13 protein-coding genes and 2 tRNA genes are annotated in these 14,939 nt (G+C 34.1%); 12 read left to right on the top strand and 3 right to left on the bottom strand.

Annotated features, from left to right (window positions below):
• The first annotated feature begins 156 nt into the window (after positions 1-156).
• From RSE15_RS07670 to RSE15_RS07655, 4 genes are all read left to right on the top strand, one after another.
• The gene (locus RSE15_RS07670; RefSeq protein WP_324067215.1) at positions 157-2,088 is read left to right on the top strand and encodes a M1 family metallopeptidase; all 1,932 of its coding nucleotides are present in this window, start codon (positions 157-159) and stop codon (positions 2,086-2,088) included.
• Between the two features lie 70 nt (positions 2,089-2,158).
• Positions 2,159-3,484 carry an RIP metalloprotease RseP gene (gene rseP / locus RSE15_RS07665; RefSeq protein ID WP_324067212.1) on the top strand — a complete coding sequence of 442 codons (1,326 nt, stop codon included), beginning with the start codon at positions 2,159-2,161 and terminating at the stop codon, positions 3,482-3,484.
• A gap of 72 nt (positions 3,485-3,556) precedes the next feature.
• A tRNA-Asn gene (locus tag RSE15_RS07660) sits at positions 3,557-3,630 on the top strand.
• Positions 3,631-3,667: 37 nt separating this feature from the next.
• Positions 3,668-3,741: transfer RNA gene (locus RSE15_RS07655), tRNA-Asn, on the top strand.
• A gap of 39 nt (positions 3,742-3,780) precedes the next feature.
• On the opposite strand, the gene RSE15_RS07650 is transcribed toward RSE15_RS07655, so the two are convergent.
• Entirely contained in the window at positions 3,781-4,374 is a 594-nt protein-coding gene (locus tag RSE15_RS07650; RefSeq protein WP_324067210.1) for a 2OG-Fe(II) oxygenase, read from the bottom strand.
• A gap of 200 nt (positions 4,375-4,574) precedes the next feature.
• Here RSE15_RS07650 and RSE15_RS07645 point away from each other — a divergent pair, with 200 nt between their 5' ends.
• From RSE15_RS07645 to RSE15_RS07635, 3 genes are all read left to right on the top strand, one after another.
• Positions 4,575-5,864, top strand: a complete 1,290-nt coding sequence (locus RSE15_RS07645; RefSeq protein WP_324067208.1) for an NAD-dependent succinate-semialdehyde dehydrogenase — start codon at positions 4,575-4,577, stop codon at positions 5,862-5,864.
• Positions 5,865-5,938: 74 nt separating this feature from the next.
• Entirely contained in the window at positions 5,939-6,361 is a 423-nt protein-coding gene (locus tag RSE15_RS07640) for an endonuclease domain-containing protein (protein ID WP_324067207.1), read from the top strand.
• 54 nt (positions 6,362-6,415) lie between these two features.
• Positions 6,416-6,919: a nuclear transport factor 2 family protein gene (locus RSE15_RS07635; protein ID WP_324067204.1), complete on the top strand. Its 504-nt coding sequence runs from the start codon at positions 6,416-6,418 to the stop codon at positions 6,917-6,919.
• On the opposite strand, the gene RSE15_RS07630 is transcribed toward RSE15_RS07635, so the two are convergent.
• Complete coding sequence (locus RSE15_RS07630) at positions 6,920-7,876, bottom strand: NAD-dependent epimerase/dehydratase family protein (protein ID WP_324067202.1); 957 nt, start codon at positions 7,874-7,876, stop codon at positions 6,920-6,922. It lies immediately after the preceding gene.
• Positions 7,877-8,108: 232 nt separating this feature from the next.
• On the opposite strand from RSE15_RS07630, the gene RSE15_RS07625 reads away from it, so the two are divergent.
• The 5 genes from RSE15_RS07625 to RSE15_RS07605 all read left to right on the top strand — a co-directional run bounded on the left by RSE15_RS07625 (position 8,109) and on the right by RSE15_RS07605 (position 13,573).
• Positions 8,109-8,717 (top strand): hypothetical protein, encoded by a 609-nt coding sequence (locus tag RSE15_RS07625; RefSeq protein WP_324067200.1) that lies wholly within the window; start codon positions 8,109-8,111, stop codon positions 8,715-8,717.
• A gap of 96 nt (positions 8,718-8,813) precedes the next feature.
• Positions 8,814-12,077, top strand: a complete 3,264-nt coding sequence (gene mfd / locus RSE15_RS07620) for a transcription-repair coupling factor (protein ID WP_324070434.1) — start codon at positions 8,814-8,816, stop codon at positions 12,075-12,077.
• A 44-nt stretch (positions 12,078-12,121) separates the two neighbouring features.
• Positions 12,122-12,676: a tetratricopeptide repeat protein gene (locus RSE15_RS07615; RefSeq protein ID WP_324067197.1), complete on the top strand. Its 555-nt coding sequence runs from the start codon at positions 12,122-12,124 to the stop codon at positions 12,674-12,676.
• A 184-nt stretch (positions 12,677-12,860) separates the two neighbouring features.
• Entirely contained in the window at positions 12,861-13,364 is a 504-nt protein-coding gene (locus tag RSE15_RS07610) for a DUF2975 domain-containing protein (RefSeq protein ID WP_324067195.1), read from the top strand.
• Positions 13,365-13,366: 2 nt separating this feature from the next.
• Positions 13,367-13,573 carry a helix-turn-helix domain-containing protein gene (locus tag RSE15_RS07605; RefSeq protein WP_250580626.1) on the top strand — a complete coding sequence of 69 codons (207 nt, stop codon included), beginning with the start codon at positions 13,367-13,369 and terminating at the stop codon, positions 13,571-13,573.
• A gap of 3 nt (positions 13,574-13,576) precedes the next feature.
• Here the strand turns inward: RSE15_RS07605 and radA are convergent, their stop codons facing one another.
• On the bottom strand, positions 13,577-14,938 hold the full coding sequence (gene radA, locus RSE15_RS07600; protein ID WP_133608740.1) for a DNA repair protein RadA: 1,362 nt from the start codon (positions 14,936-14,938) through the stop codon (positions 13,577-13,579).
• Position 14,939: the final 1 nt, after the last annotated feature.

Below are 14,939 nucleotides of genomic sequence, written 5' to 3'. Positions count from 1 at the left end.
AATTGATAAAAATTAAAAATGGTAGTAAGTTTATTTACTGCAATTGATTTTTATAAAAAGTAAGCAGAATTAAACATTTTTAGTATATTCGTTATTATTTTGCTTTTTTGAGCAAAAAACACAAGATTATTAAATAATTTAACCTACATATTTAAAATGCAAAAAATCACTTTTAGCTTTATTCTACTTATAGGAATTATTGGTTTTTCCCAAACTAGTGATTCTGAATTTGAAAGAATGGTTGAAGCAGAAATGAAATCAGTTTCATCGATTCAAAATCTTAGAGTGAATCCCAACACTCTAAATTACGATATTACCTATCATGAATTGCGTTTTACAGTTGATCCAAATGTTACCAATCCGTACATTAACGGAATAGTAAAAACAACTTTTAGAGCTCTAACAGATATTGATGCAGTTACTTTTGATATGGCAACTGAATTAACAGTGAGTTCGGTAACAATGAATAGTACTAGCTTAACTTTTAGTCAAAGCAATTATGAGTTAAATATCAATTTACCCTCAACAGTAACAACAGGGAATAGTGCAACCGTAGTAATAACATATGCAGGGTCACCACCACAGGCAGAAGGAGCTTTTACAAGAGGTACGCATAGCGGCACACCTGTAATTTTTACACTTTCAGAGCCTTTTGGAGCAAGAGATTGGTGGCCATGTAAACAAGATTTAAATGATAAAATCGAAAGCTTTGATATGTATATAACGTGTCCTAATACGTATATTGGAGTTTCCAACGGTTTGTTGCAAAGTTCTGTTACTTCAGGTGGATTTACAACACGTCACTTTAAACATAATTATCCAATACCTGCTTATTTAATATCATTAAATGTTACCAATTATACCACATACAATATTCAAGCAGGATTGGGAACAGTTGAAAGTCCGTTTTTTCCAATTAATAATTATTTGTATCCAGAAAGTAATACGGCTTCAAACAGAAGTTCCATAGACAATACAGTTCCAATAATGAATGTTTTTGAACAAAAATTTGGACCTTATCCGTATAGAAATGAACAATATGGTCACGTTCAGTTTGGATGGGGAGGCGGAATGGAACACACCACTATGTCTTCTATGGGAGCTTGGAATAGCAGAAGTTTAATTGCACATGAATTAGGTCATCAATGGTTTGGTAACAAAGTTACATGTGGCACATGGAAAGATATATGGTTAAATGAAGGATTAACTGAATATAGTGCTGGAATAGTGGTTGAAGAATTAGATGGCGATGCAGCTTTTGTTGCCTGGAAAAGCGGAAAAATAAACAACATTACTTCTCAAACTTCTGGAGCTGTATATTTAACCGACGATGAAGCTACGGATGTTAATAGAATATTTAGTAGTAGATTATCATATAACAAAGGTTCTATGGTGACTCATATGTTGCGTTGGGTAATGGGTGATGCAATTTTTTTTCAAGCACTTCAAAATTATTTGAACGCTCCTAATTTAGCTTTTGGCTATGCTGTTACTACAGATCTAAAATCGCAATTAGAAACTGTACATGGAAGTAGTTTAACGGAGTTTTTTAACGATTGGATTTATGGACAAGGATACCCTACATATACTGTTAATGCACAAAACTGGGGAGCAGGTCAAGCAAAAATTACAGTTAGTCAAACACAATCAAATGCAAGTGTTTCGTTTTTTGAAATGCCTTTAGAAATTAGATTGACTAGCGCTGGAGGATTAACACATGACGTAGTGGTAAATCATACTTCTAACGCACAAGAATTTATAGTTCCTGTTCCATTTGTGGTAACTGGAGTTACATTTGATCCGAACAAACACATTATTTCAAGAAACAATGTGGCTACTTTGGCAAATGAATCATTTGATTTAGAGCAAACTATTTCGGTTTATCCAAATCCTACTACTAATGAATTACACATTATGATGCCAACTACTCTTCAATTAGAAAAAGTTGAAATTTATAATAGACTGGGACAATTAGTAGGACAAAAAGATGCCAATGATTTTTCAGTAGCTGAATTATCTGCAGGTTTGCATTTGCTTAAAATTACCACTTCGGAAGGTGTAATTCATAAAAATTTTATAAAAAAATAGGTCAACTGTAAAAATATGATGAAAAGTAAGGTGAAAACCTTACTTTTGTTGTTTAAATAAAAGCATAAAAATGATTCAAGTAGCACAAATATTATTCATATTATCCGTTTTAGTTATTCTTCACGAATTTGGTCACTACATTACAGCCAAGATGTTTAAGGTACGTGTAGAGAAATTTTATTTGTTTATGGATGCTGGTTTTTCTTTGGTAAAAAAGAAAATTGGTGAAACAGAATGGGGAATCGGATGGTTGCCATTAGGAGGTTATGTAAAGCTTTCAGGAATGATTGATGAAAGTATGGATACAGAACAAATGAATGCACCTGCAGAGCCATGGGAATTTCGTTCAAAACCAGCTTGGCAACGTTTGATTATTATGTTAGGTGGAATTATTGTGAATGTAATTTTGGCGTGGCTGATTTTTACAATTATGTACTCAACCGTAGGTCAAAAATTTATTTCAACGGCAAAAATTCAAGAAAATGGATTAGCTTTTGGCGAAGTAGGTCAGAAAGCAGGTTTTAGAAACGGAGATAAAATTCTTTCAGTTGATGGAAAACACCAACCTAATTTTAACCGAATGACTTTAGATGTTTTATTAGGTGATAAAGTAGAAGTTGAGCGAAATGGAGAAAAGGTTGAGGTGATTTTGACTGACGAAATGAAAGGTGAAATCATTAGTAAAGAAGGAAAAGAGTTTGTTGGGCCTCGTTTTTCAAATACCGTAGTAGATTCAGTTGTTCCAAAATCGGCTGCTGATGTTGCAGGTTTAAAAAAAGGGGATAAAATAAAAGCTTTAAACGGAACGGCATTTACCTATTATGATGAGTTTAAAGAACGAATTTCTAAACATAAAAATGACAGCATTTCATTATCTGTTTTGAGAGGATCTCAAATAGTTGAACTGAAAGCTAAAGTAGATAAAGAAGGAAAATTAGGTTTCATTAACAAAGCTCTAGATAAGTTAGATTATGAAGTAAATAATCAATTATCGTTTGGTCAAGCAGTTCCTGCGGCAGTAAAAGAATCTTGGTCACTATTAGTTTATAATGTAAAACAGTTCAAATTAATATTACGACCAAAAACAGAAGCTTACAAGCATGTTCAAAGCCCTATTGGAATTGCACGTCGTTTACCAGATACTTGGAACTGGGAATTTATTTGGAATTTCACCGCTTTATTCTCAATTGGATTGGCATTTATGAACTTATTACCAATTCCTGGATTAGATGGTGGACATGCTTTATTTACGATAGTTGAAATGATTACAGGTAAAAAATTATCCGACAAAGCGGCAGGATATGTTCAAACTGCAGGAATGATTATCTTATTGACACTAATGGCTTTAACTTTCGGAAAAGATATTTACCAATTAGTAGTGGATAAACTTTTATAATTTTTTCAATAAAATAATTTGCGATAACAAAAAATCAGTTTATATTTGCACTCGCTTAAAAGATATACAACTTCCTCCTTAGCTCAGTTGGTTAGAGCATCTGACTGTTAATCAGAGGGTCCTTGGTTCGAGCCCAAGAGGGGGAGCAAACTTTTAAGCAACAATATAAACCTTTGAGGTGATTCCTCCTTAGCTCAGTTGGTTAGAGCATCTGACTGTTAATCAGAGGGTCCTTGGTTCGAGCCCAAGAGGGGGAGCAACAAAAAACCGATACAAATTGTATCGGTTTTTTTATTTTAATCTCGTCTCAACCAACCCGTAACGCTCAATCGAGGTTTGTGGCTTTCTAAAACTTCATGGACTAATTCATTGCTCTTAAAAAAAACTGTTTTTCGATTCGTTGGAGCTACTTTTTGAGTTATATCACCATCATAAATACACAATTCACCACCGTCTTCGGGTTGCCAATTCTCATTCAAATAGGTAATCATCGAAAATTGTCGGCTCGAATTATCTTGGAATTGATCTAAATGTTTTCGGTAAAAACTGCCTTTGTCAAACAAAGCAAAATGAAATTCATAACCTGTAATTCCAGTATAACAACTGCGGTTTAAATACGACACAAAAGCATCCACTTGGTCAAAAAAAGCATTTTCATGTGCATTATTATTTGCTCGGTCTAACCAATAAATCGCATCATTTCTAATCGCTGAATTCTGCGTTAATTTTGCGGCATTTCCTATTCCAGCGGCTTTCAATAAATTTTGTTCTTTCAGTTCAAACAATCTATTTACCAAGTGTTGTGCCAATTCTTCCGATACAAAATGTTCCACAATGCCCACTTTCGAATCCAAATAACTCGAAATTAAGGTTTCAAAACAATCTTCCATTTTATTTAAGTTGTAAATACATTACAAAGATATCATTTCCTTTTGAATTTGGGCGTTACTCCGCTTTAGCGAGTCGGGCTTTCCTTTGCAATCATTTCTTATAAAGTCTTGTAATTTTATAAGAAAAGGATTTTCACTACAATCCCTAACGCAAACCTCATTTTCAATTAAAATTAGTATTTTTACAAAAACCTTTCAGCATGCAAAATCTTTTAAAAGTTTCAGAAAACATTCAGCTTTCTTGGCGTAATTTGAGCATTCAAAACCGAATTTCTTTTTTGCCACAATTAGCTCAACTACTTTTAGAAAACAAAGAAGAATACGCAACTTGCATCACTACCGAAATGCATAAACCTATTTCGCAAGCAATTGCTGAGGTTGAAAAATGTGCGCTTTTGTGTAATTATTATTTCGAAAATGCTGAATCATTTTTATCCACAAAAAACATAAAAACTGAGGCGACAGAAAGTTTTGTTACCTACGAACCTTTAGGAGTAATTTTAGGCGTAATGCCATGGAATTTTCCTTTTTGGCAAGTTTTTCGATTTGCGGTTCCAACAATTATCGCAGGAAATACAATTGTGGTTAAACATGCGAGTAACGTTCCAAAATCTGCCGAATTAATTCAATCGATTTTTGAGCAAGCTGGTTTTCCAAAAGGGTGTTATCAAGATTTACCAATCCCGAGTATCGAAGTAGCAAAAGTCATAGCAAATCCAATTATTAAAGCTGTTTCTTTAACAGGAAGCGAACAAGCTGGAATTGCAGTTGCTGGCGAAGCTGGAAAACATTTAAAAAAGTGCGTTTTAGAATTGGGGGGAAGCAATGCTTTCATTATTTTAGAAGATGCCAATTTAGAAAAAGCAGTAGCAACAGCTGTCAATGCCCGAATGCAAAACGCAGGTCAAAGTTGTATTGCCGCGAAACGATTTTTAGTTCATGAAACTATCGCAGAAGAATTTGTAGCTAAATTCAAAGTAGCGATCCAAAACTTAAAAACTGGAAATCCGTTAGATAAAGCAACGCAAATAGGTTCTTTGGCACGAGTTGATTTAGCCGAAGAATTAGAAATCCAAGTTCAAAAATCTATTCAAATGGGAGCAAAGTTACTTGTTGGTGGAAACCGAAAAGATGCTTTTTATGAACCTACAATTTTGACAGAAGTAACAACAGAAATGCCAGTTTTTAATGAAGAAACATTCGGTCCTGTGGCAGCAATAATGACTTTCAAAACCATTGTAGAAGCCATCGAATTAAGTAATCAATCGGAATTTGGTTTGGGTGTTTCCGTTTTTACTCAAGATATTGATTTTATTAAAACAAAGATTTCAGCTTTTAATGAAGGTGCTGTTTTTATCAACGAAATGGTAAAATCCGATCCAAGATTACCATTCGGTGGAATAAAAAAATCTGGATATGGAAGAGAATTAGCAAAAGACGGAATAAAAGAATTTGTAAATGTAAAAACAGTTGTAATTAATATTTTATAATTTAGATGTTTCCCCTCCTTTGGAGGGGTGCCTGAAAGGCGGGGTGGTTTTTAGGTTGAATTAAAACGGAATAAATGCAAGAAGAAATCTTAACCATAATTCATAATATTCCAATTAAGAAAAATTTTGTTTTAAATTTACCTCATAATGCTTCTTTAAAAGGTAGAGCAAAAGCACTCAGAAAAGCAGGAAATTTTTCCGAAGTCGTGTTCTGGAAAGAAGTGAGAAATAAATCCTTTTGGAATATCGATTTTGACAGACAAAGAATTATTGGTAACTACATTGTAGATTTTTATGTTAAAGCACTCGGTTTAGTAGTTGAAATTGATGGAGAAATTCATAATTTCCAAGAAGAATATGATGAGAAAAGAGAAACTTATCTTAAAGATTTAGGTTTAAAAGTTTTCATAATATCAACGACAAAAATGTTATTTGATGCTGAGAATATTATGAAAGATTTAGAACAATTTATTATTTCAGAATATAAAGATATTTAATAACCACCCCGCCTTTCAGGCACCCCCCCAAAGGAGGGGAAAAACGAAACAATTATGAAAAAACTAACCATCTTACTCCTAGCAATTCTAGCTTTCTCTTGCAAACCATGTGAAGAAAAAAATCAATCAAAAAAACAAAATGTTATGGAAATTATAGACAATTGGCACAAAGCTGCTGCCGCGGCAAATTACGAAGCGTATTTCGATGCAATGGCAGAAGAATCTATTTTTATTGGAACAGATGCCACAGAAAATTGGAACAAAAAACAATTTCAAGATTTTGCTAAACCTTATTTTGACAAAGGCAAAGCGTGGAATTTTAAAGCCATTGAGCGTAATATTTATTTTAGTAAGGATGGAAAAACGGCTTGGTTTGACGAATTGTTAAACACACAAATGAAAATTTGCAGAGGCTCTGGGGTTTTAGTTCAAGAAAACGGACAATGGAAAATTAAGCACTATGTACTTTCGATGACTATTCCTAATGAAAATACGGATGAGGTGGTAAAAATAAAAGCGCCTATAGAAGACGCTTTTATGAATAATTTTAAGAAATAATTATTTTTTATAAATATGCACTTTTAGGTTTTGAAACATATCAACAGTCATATTTTCAATGGTAAAATCATTTTTCCATCCCCAATCTTCTCTTGCTGAAGTGTCGTCAATACTAGCAGGCCAGCTGTCTGCAATTTTTTGACGGAAATCGGGGGTGTAACTTAATTCAAAATTTGGATAGTGTTTTTTGATTTCTTCGCCTATTTGTTTTGGAGTAAAACTCATCGCTGCCAAATTATAAGAAGAACGTATTTTAATTTGTTCTGATGGCGCTTGCATAATGCCAATAGTAGCTTTGATTGCGTCATCCATATACATCATTGGTAACTCGGTGTTTTCTGATAAAAAACTAGTAAATTTCCCATCAGTTAGCGTTTTGTGATAGATGTCAACTGCATAATCGGTAGTGCCACCTCCAGCTTCAGTACTCCAACTAATTAAGCCAGGATAACGAATACTTCTAACATCTACACCATACTGATTGTGATAATATTCGCACCATCTTTCTCCTGTTTGCTTCGAAATTCCGTAAACTGTTGAAGGTTCCATTATTGTGTATTGTGGCGTGTTGTATCTTGGAGTTGTAGGTCCAAAAACCGCAATACTCGAAGGCCAGAAAATTTTCTTGATTTTTCCTGCTTTGGCTAAATTTAAAACATGAAACAACGAATTCATATTCAAATCCCATGCAAAAGCTGGGTTTTTCTCAGCGGTAGCCGAAAGCAATGCCGCCATTAAATACACATCAGTAATCTGATATTGCTCAATTAAGTGCTCAATTTGATTATAATCTAAAGCATTTATTACCTCAAAAATGCCGTTATTCACCACATCGTTATTCAGTTTTCTGATATCTGAAGCAATTACATTATCAACGCCATAAGTAGCTCTAAGTTTTGCTGTAAGTTCGGTACCTATTTGACCACAAGCACCAATTATTAAAATTTTCGTGTCCATTTGATAGAATAAAGAGGTAACAAATATAACGTTTTCGTACGAATCGAAAAGCCCTTTTTTTATTATATTTTAAGTAAAAACCACAATTCAGTTCGTATTTCATAAAAATGAACGCATAAAATGAGAATTATTAAAATACCAAGTAATTGCCTATCAAAGCACTGTTAAGATATTATTAGATTAGTACTTAAATTTTGTAAACATTTGTACCTTTGTTTTTTAAATTAAGATAATGAAAGGTTTAATTATAACAATGTTGGTTTTAACTTTAGGTTTAATGGCTTGTGAGAATGATTCAAAACAAGAATTAGAAGCACAAAAAGTAGCACAAAAAAATGAAGCCGTTTTTAAAAATATTTCCAAAATGTGGCAATTTAATTTTCCAACTCCAAGACCAGAAGTTGAAGCCACTTTAGATCGATGGAACGAATGGAGACAGTTTGAAATTGAAATGCTTCAAAAACCAAAATCTACCTTATCAGCTTTTCAAATGAAAACCAAAAATTTAGCTTCAAAAGCAGATACTTTATCCATTACCATTCCTTTTGAATATAATAAACCACAAATTTTAAGTAGAATAACAACATTAAATACAAAGTTAAAATCGTTAGAAACCTTTTTGAATTTAAGAATTATTCCTGAGCAAAAAATCGCGAAATTAATCCCTGAAATTAACGAAGAGATAAAGGGCTTATATAAACAATGGGATGAAATCATCATAAAAAAAGCCATTCCAAAAGAAATTGGAGAAGAGCTCATGTTGCAAGCATTGGATACAGCTCGAAATGCTAATCCAGATGAGATGCGAAAAAAAATGGAAAATTCAAACAAAATAAAATAGTACATTTTGAGCAAGTCCGACATTATATCCATTTACGATAAGTCATCAAAGATTGCCATTTTAGAAAGTACATTCGCAGCGCGCCAAAAGTCTCAAATGACTAGTTTGGTTGGCTCGTCGTTGTCTTTTGCGGCACATTCACTGTTTAAAAAATCCGAACTTCCGTTCCTGATTTTATTCAGTAATAAAGAAGAAGCGGCGTATTATTTAAACGATTTGGAGCAATTAATTAATGCCGAAGACGTGCTTTTTTACCCAAGTTCGTACCGAAGACCGTACCAAATTGAAGAAACCGATAACGCAAATGTGTTGCTTCGAGCTGAAGTGCTAAACAGAATCAATTCGCGCAAAAAACCAGCCATCATTGTTTCGTATGCCGAAGCCATTTTCGAGAAAGTCGTTACCCGAAAAGAATTAGAGAAAAACACGTTGAAACTATCTGTGGAAGACAAATTGTCCATTGATTTTATTAACGAAACACTTTTTGAATACAATTTCAAACGAGTAGATTTTGTTACTGAACCGGGCGAATTTTCCGTTCGTGGTGGAATTATTGATGTGTTTTCGTTTTCCAATGATAATCCGTACCGAATCGAATTTTTTGGCAACGAAATCGACAGCATCCGAAGTTTTGATGTCGAAACACAATTATCGATTGAAAAACTGAAAAAGATATCGATTATCCCAAATGTTGAAAATAAATTACTGCAAGAAAACCGCGAAAGTTTCTTGGATTATATCAACGAAAAAACGGTTTTAATTTTTCAAAATACCGAATTATTAGGACAACAATTGGATAAATTATTCGACAAAGCCAATGAAGCTTTCGATAAATTATCCAAAGATATTCAACACGTGCCACCCGAAGATTTATTTTTAAATCAAAAGCAGTTTTTAAAACGTGCACTGGATTTTTCAGTAATTGAATTGCAGGCTAATGCTGTTTTTAAAACGGATAAAAAAGTCGAATTTCATATACAACCGCAACCTTCGTTCAATAAACAATTCGATTTGTTGTTGAACAATTTGAGCGAGAATCATTTCAACGGTTACAAAAATTATTTGTGTTGTTCTAATGAAAATCAGGCGAGTCGCTTTCATGATATTTTTGAAGATATTGATGCCGAAAATTCTGAAAGTGTTCGCAAGCAGTATAAAGCCATGGTGTTGCCATTGTTTGAAGGATTTATCGATGAAGAAAATCAAATTGCGTGTTACACCGATCATCAAATTTTTGAACGTTATCATAAGTTTTCCATCAAAAATGGTTATTCAAAGAAGCAAACCATTACGTTAAAAGAATTAACTTCTTTGTCGGTGGGTGATTATGTTACGCACATTGATCACGGAATTGGAAAGTTTGGTGGTTTACAAAAAATTCAGGTGGAAGGCAAAACGCAAGAAGCCATAAAATTGGTCTATGCCGATAACGATATTGTATATGTGAGCATTCATTCGCTGCATAAAATCTCAAAATACAATGGGAAAGATGGCGCACCTCCTAAGATTTACAAATTGGGAAGTAACGCCTGGAAAACCCTAAAACAAAAAACAAAAGCACGGGTAAAACACATTGCGTTCAACCTAATTCAGTTGTATGCAAAGCGAAGATTAGACAAAGGTTTTCAGTTTTCACCCGATAGTTATTTGCAAAAAGAATTAGAAAGTTCGTTCATTTACGAAGATACGCCCGACCAAATCACAGCTACAGCTGATGTAAAAGCGGATATGGAAAACGAGCGTCCGATGGACCGATTAGTATGTGGCGATGTTGGTTTCGGAAAGACAGAAGTAGCTATTCGTGCGGCTTTTAAAGCGGTGGATAATGGAAAACAAGTCGCGGTTTTAGTGCCAACGACTATTTTAGCATACCAACATTACCGCACGTTTTCGGAACGTTTGAAAGATATGCCCGTAACGGTAAGTTATGTGAACCGATTTAGAACGGCGAAACAAAAAGCCGATACGCTTCAAAAATTACAAGAAGGGAAAGTTGATATTTTGATTGGCACACATCAATTGGTGAATAAAAATGTCGTGTTCAAAGATTTAGGTTTGTTGATTATCGACGAAGAACAGAAATTCGGAGTCAACGTAAAAGACAAATTAAAAACTATTGCTACGAATGTCGATACGTTGACGTTAACCGCCACTCCAATTCCGAGAACGTTGCAGTTTTCGTTGATGGCAGCGCGCGATTTATCGGTAATTACAACACCTCCGCCCAATCGTTATCCTATTGAAACGCACGTGATTCGTTTTAACGAAGAAGCCATTCGTGATGCGATTTCGTATGAAATTCAGCGTGGAGGCCAAGTGTTTTTCATCAATAACCGAATTGAAAACATCAAGGAAGTAGCCGGAATGATTCAACGTTTGGTGCCAGGAGCAAAAGTCGGTATCGGTCACGGTCAAATGGATGGAAAAAAACTTGAAGAATTGATGTTGGCTTTCATGGAAGGCGAATTTGACGTTTTGGTCGCAACCACCATTATTGAAAGTGGTTTAGATGTGCCGAATGCGAATACTATTTTTATCAATAATGCCAATAATTTCGGCTTGTCTGATTTGCACCAAATGCGGGGTCGTGTGGGAAGAAGTAATAAAAAAGCGTTTTGTTATTTCATTACACCACCGTATTCGATGATGACAGGTGAAGCGCAAAAGCGTATTACGGCTTTGGAACAATTTAGCGAATTAGGAAGCGGTTTCAATATTGCGATGAAGGATTTGGAAATTCGTGGTGCAGGTGATTTATTAGGTGGTGAACAAAGTGGTTTTATTAACGAAATTGGCTTTGATACCTACCAAAAAATCATGAACGAAGCCATTGACGAGTTGAAAGAAAACGAGTTCAAAGATTTATACCAAGAAGAAAACGACATTGAAACCAAAGAGTTTGTCAAAGACATTCAAATTGATACCGATTTCGAATTGCTGTTCCCAGATGAGTACATCAACAACATTACCGAACGTTTGAATTTATACAACGAGTTGAGCCAAATTAAAGACGAAGCTACGTTGCAACAATTTGAACAAAAACTAATTGACCGATTTGGAGCGTTGCCAAAACCAGCCATTGCATTACTAAATAGTGTGCGTATCAAATGGAAAGCCACCGCCATGGGAATTGAACGTTTACTAATGAAACAAGGCAAAATGGTAGGGTATTTCATTGGCGACCAACAAAGTGATTTTTACCAAAGTAACCGTTTCATGAAAGTGCTACAATTTGCCCAACGCAACGGCAATGTTTGTAAAATCAAAGAAAAAGAAACCAAAAACGGCTTACGTTTATTACTGACTTTTGATAATGTGAAAAGTGTGAATAAGGCGTTGGAGTTGTTGGAGGGGATTTAAAAATTTATTAGATTTGTTTTTATATAATTATTACAATCAAAAACATGAGATTATTAATATTGATTTTGTTAGCGTTTTATAGTGTCAATTCTTTAGGTCAAACAGCAGAAGAGTCATTTTCATTAGGGAAGCAAAAACTTGAGAATGGAGATCATAAAGGAGCCGTTGTTGATTTTACGAATGCTATTGATAAAGAAAAATATCCTACTTTATTAGGCACGTATTATTTATTTAGAGGGATGTCTAAAGATAGATTAAAAGATTATAGAGGAGCAATATTAGATATAACAAAAACGATAGAATTGTTAAAGGATTACACTTTGTCTGAAAAAAATATTAATCCAGATACATTCAAAATAATAGCATTAGCTTATTATGAAAGAGCTTATCCAAAAGTCGCTATGAATAACTTAAATGCTGCAATAATTGATGTTAATGAAGCTATCAAGATAGATGATAAAAACGGTATTTTTTATAAATTAAGGGGCGAAATAAAAATTTTACTTGGCCAAAAAGATTCTGCTTGTTTAGATTTTTCTAGGGCTGGAGAGCTTGGCGCAAAGGGAGCATATGAAAGAATTGAGGGTAATTGTGATTGATACCCGACCACTCGGGTATATCACCGCAACGATAGCGCAATTTAAAATTTGACAAGTTTCAAAAACCTGTCAGGTCTATTTATTTTTAACTTCACAAATTAAAAAATTATCAAAATTTAATGTTTTATTATTGTAAAACAATAATTTTTTATATTTTTGTCTCGAACTTAATATTTTTAAAGAGATGAGAAAATTAAATTTTTTGAAAGGTATTGTCGATTTTGTTTGGATTACCATGTTGATTACGATTCCATTTTTATTGTTTTTTATTGTTATGGTAGTTATTGATAGTGAACCTCTTGATGTTCCAATTAAAGTTAATGGCACTATTTTAGAAGTGGTTGATTTAAGAACTAAAGTACTTTTTGGGTTTTTATGTATTTCAGCTTCACTTATTATTTACGGTTTGTTTCTATTTAGAAAATTATTGCGTTTGTTTCAATTGAAAATTATTTTTGATCTGGAAATTGTAATTCTAATGAAGAGATTAGGGTTTGTTATTATTTTATCTGCTTTGTTAGGTGGAATTCCTAATTTCATTCTTGAAATAGTAAAAAATAATATTTCATTGAGTTTAGGATTGAATCCTTTTGTTTTGCTGTTTTCATTAGGTTTGTTTTTCTTAGTTTTGAGTGAAGTTTTTGTCATTGCAAAACACTTAAAAGAAGAAAACGATTTAACTTTTTAATTATGCCAATCATCATCAATTTAGATGTTATGTTAGCAAAAAGAAAAATGCGTTCGGCTGAATTAGCAGAAAAGCTGGGCATAACAACAGCTAATTTATCCATTATAAAAACAGGGAAAGCAAAGGCAATTCGGTTGACTACGTTAGAAGCAATTTGTGAAATATTAGATTGTCAACCAGCTGATATTTTGGAATATGTAAAAAAATAATTCCTACCCAAACAACTCACTCACCACATCTTCTATCTTTGCTACTAAAACAATTTTAATTCCCGTATTTTTTAAGGAAATTTTGTTGTGTTTCGAAACAAAAATGGTGGTAAATCCTAATTTTTCGGCTTCTTGAATGCGTTGTTCAATGCGGTTAACGGGTCTAATTTCGCCTGAAAGCCCTACTTCTCCGGCAAAGCAAAAACCTTCTGCTATGGCAATGTCTTCGTTTGAAGATAAAATAGCAGCAACAACGGCTAAATCAATCGCGGTGTCTTCTACTGAAATTCCCCCTGTTACGTTTAAGAACACGTCTTTGGTGCCTAATCTAAAGCCCGCACGTTTTTCTAAAACAGCTAAAATCATGTTTAAGCGTTTAGCGTTGTAACCTGTGGTACTGCGTTGTGGTGTTCCATAAACAGCGGTGCTTACCAAAGCTTGAATTTCTAGCATTAACGGACGCATGCCTTCTAAAGTCGTGGCAATTGCCGTTCCTGAAAGTTGCTCGTCTTTGTGAGAAATTAAAATCTCAGACGGATTGTCGACTTCGCGTAAGCCAGAACCTTGCATTTCGTAAATACCTAACTCAGCAGTAGAACCAAAACGGTTTTTTAACGAACGTAAAATTCTATACACGTGATTTCTATCGCCTTCAAATTGTAAAACGGTATCGACCATGTGTTCCAAAATCTTGGGTCCGGCAATAGTTCCATCTTTCGTAATGTGTCCAATTAATAAAACAGGCACATTGGATTCTTTGGCATATTTAATCAATTCAGCCGTGCATTCTCTAATTTGAGAAATACTTCCCGCAGACGATTCAATATAATCCGTGTGCAACGTTTGAATCGAATCGATAATGACGATATCGGGTTCAATTTCCAATATTTGACGGAAGATATTTTGAGTTTTGGTTTCGGTTAATATGTAGCAATTATCGCCATTCGAAGTAATACGTTCAGCACGCATTTTAATTTGCTTTTGGCTTTCTTCTCCCGAAACATAAAGGGTTTTATAAGGTAATTTCAAAGCAATTTGCAAGAGCAATGTACTTTTTCCAATTCCTGGTTCACCACCTAACAAAGTTAAGGAACCCGGAACCAATCCGCCACCCAAAACCCGATTCAACTCGTTATCAGTCGTGTTCAATCGGATTTCTTGTGCGGTATCTATTTCTTTAATCAGTAAAGGTTTGGTAGCGGCTTTTGAAGTAGCACTCGTGGTTTTCCAAGCTACTTTTTCTTCTTTTTGAACCAATTCTTCTACAATGGTATTCCATTCTTTGCAAGCATTACATTGTCCTTGCCATTTTGAATATTGGGTGCCACAATTTTGGCAAAAGAAAGCCGTTTTTACTTTACTCATT

The sequence above is a fragment of the Flavobacterium sp. genome, from assembly GCF_035195345.1.
In the GTDB taxonomy this organism is placed as follows: domain Bacteria; phylum Bacteroidota; class Bacteroidia; order Flavobacteriales; family Flavobacteriaceae; genus Flavobacterium.
The sequence above is the reverse complement of the archived record's forward strand: the minus strand, read 5'-3'. Positions and strand labels throughout refer to the sequence as shown.

Excerpts from the sequence above, each read along its gene's own strand:
- rseP (WP_324067212.1), top strand. The coding sequence starts at position 2,159 with ATGATTCAAGTAGCACAAATATTATTCATATTATCCGTTTTAGTTATT.
- RSE15_RS07605 (WP_250580626.1), top strand. The coding sequence starts at position 13,367 with ATGCCAATCATCATCAATTTAGATGTTATGTTAGCAAAAAGAAAAATG.
- RSE15_RS07615 (WP_324067197.1), top strand. The coding sequence starts at position 12,122 with ATGAGATTATTAATATTGATTTTGTTAGCGTTTTATAGTGTCAATTCT.
- RSE15_RS07670 (WP_324067215.1), top strand. The coding sequence starts at position 157 with ATGCAAAAAATCACTTTTAGCTTTATTCTACTTATAGGAATTATTGGT.
- RSE15_RS07610 (WP_324067195.1), top strand. The coding sequence starts at position 12,861 with ATGAGAAAATTAAATTTTTTGAAAGGTATTGTCGATTTTGTTTGGATT.
- RSE15_RS07640 (WP_324067207.1), top strand. The coding sequence starts at position 5,939 with ATGCAAGAAGAAATCTTAACCATAATTCATAATATTCCAATTAAGAAA.
- RSE15_RS07625 (WP_324067200.1), top strand. The coding sequence starts at position 8,109 with ATGAAAGGTTTAATTATAACAATGTTGGTTTTAACTTTAGGTTTAATG.
- RSE15_RS07650 (WP_324067210.1), bottom strand. The coding sequence starts at position 4,374 with ATGGAAGATTGTTTTGAAACCTTAATTTCGAGTTATTTGGATTCGAAA.
- RSE15_RS07635 (WP_324067204.1), top strand. The coding sequence starts at position 6,416 with ATGAAAAAACTAACCATCTTACTCCTAGCAATTCTAGCTTTCTCTTGC.
- RSE15_RS07645 (WP_324067208.1), top strand. The coding sequence starts at position 4,575 with ATGCAAAATCTTTTAAAAGTTTCAGAAAACATTCAGCTTTCTTGGCGT.
- radA (WP_133608740.1), bottom strand. The coding sequence starts at position 14,938 with ATGAGTAAAGTAAAAACGGCTTTCTTTTGCCAAAATTGTGGCACCCAA.
- mfd (WP_324070434.1), top strand. The coding sequence starts at position 8,814 with ATGACTAGTTTGGTTGGCTCGTCGTTGTCTTTTGCGGCACATTCACTG.
- RSE15_RS07630 (WP_324067202.1), bottom strand. The coding sequence starts at position 7,876 with ATGGACACGAAAATTTTAATAATTGGTGCTTGTGGTCAAATAGGTACC.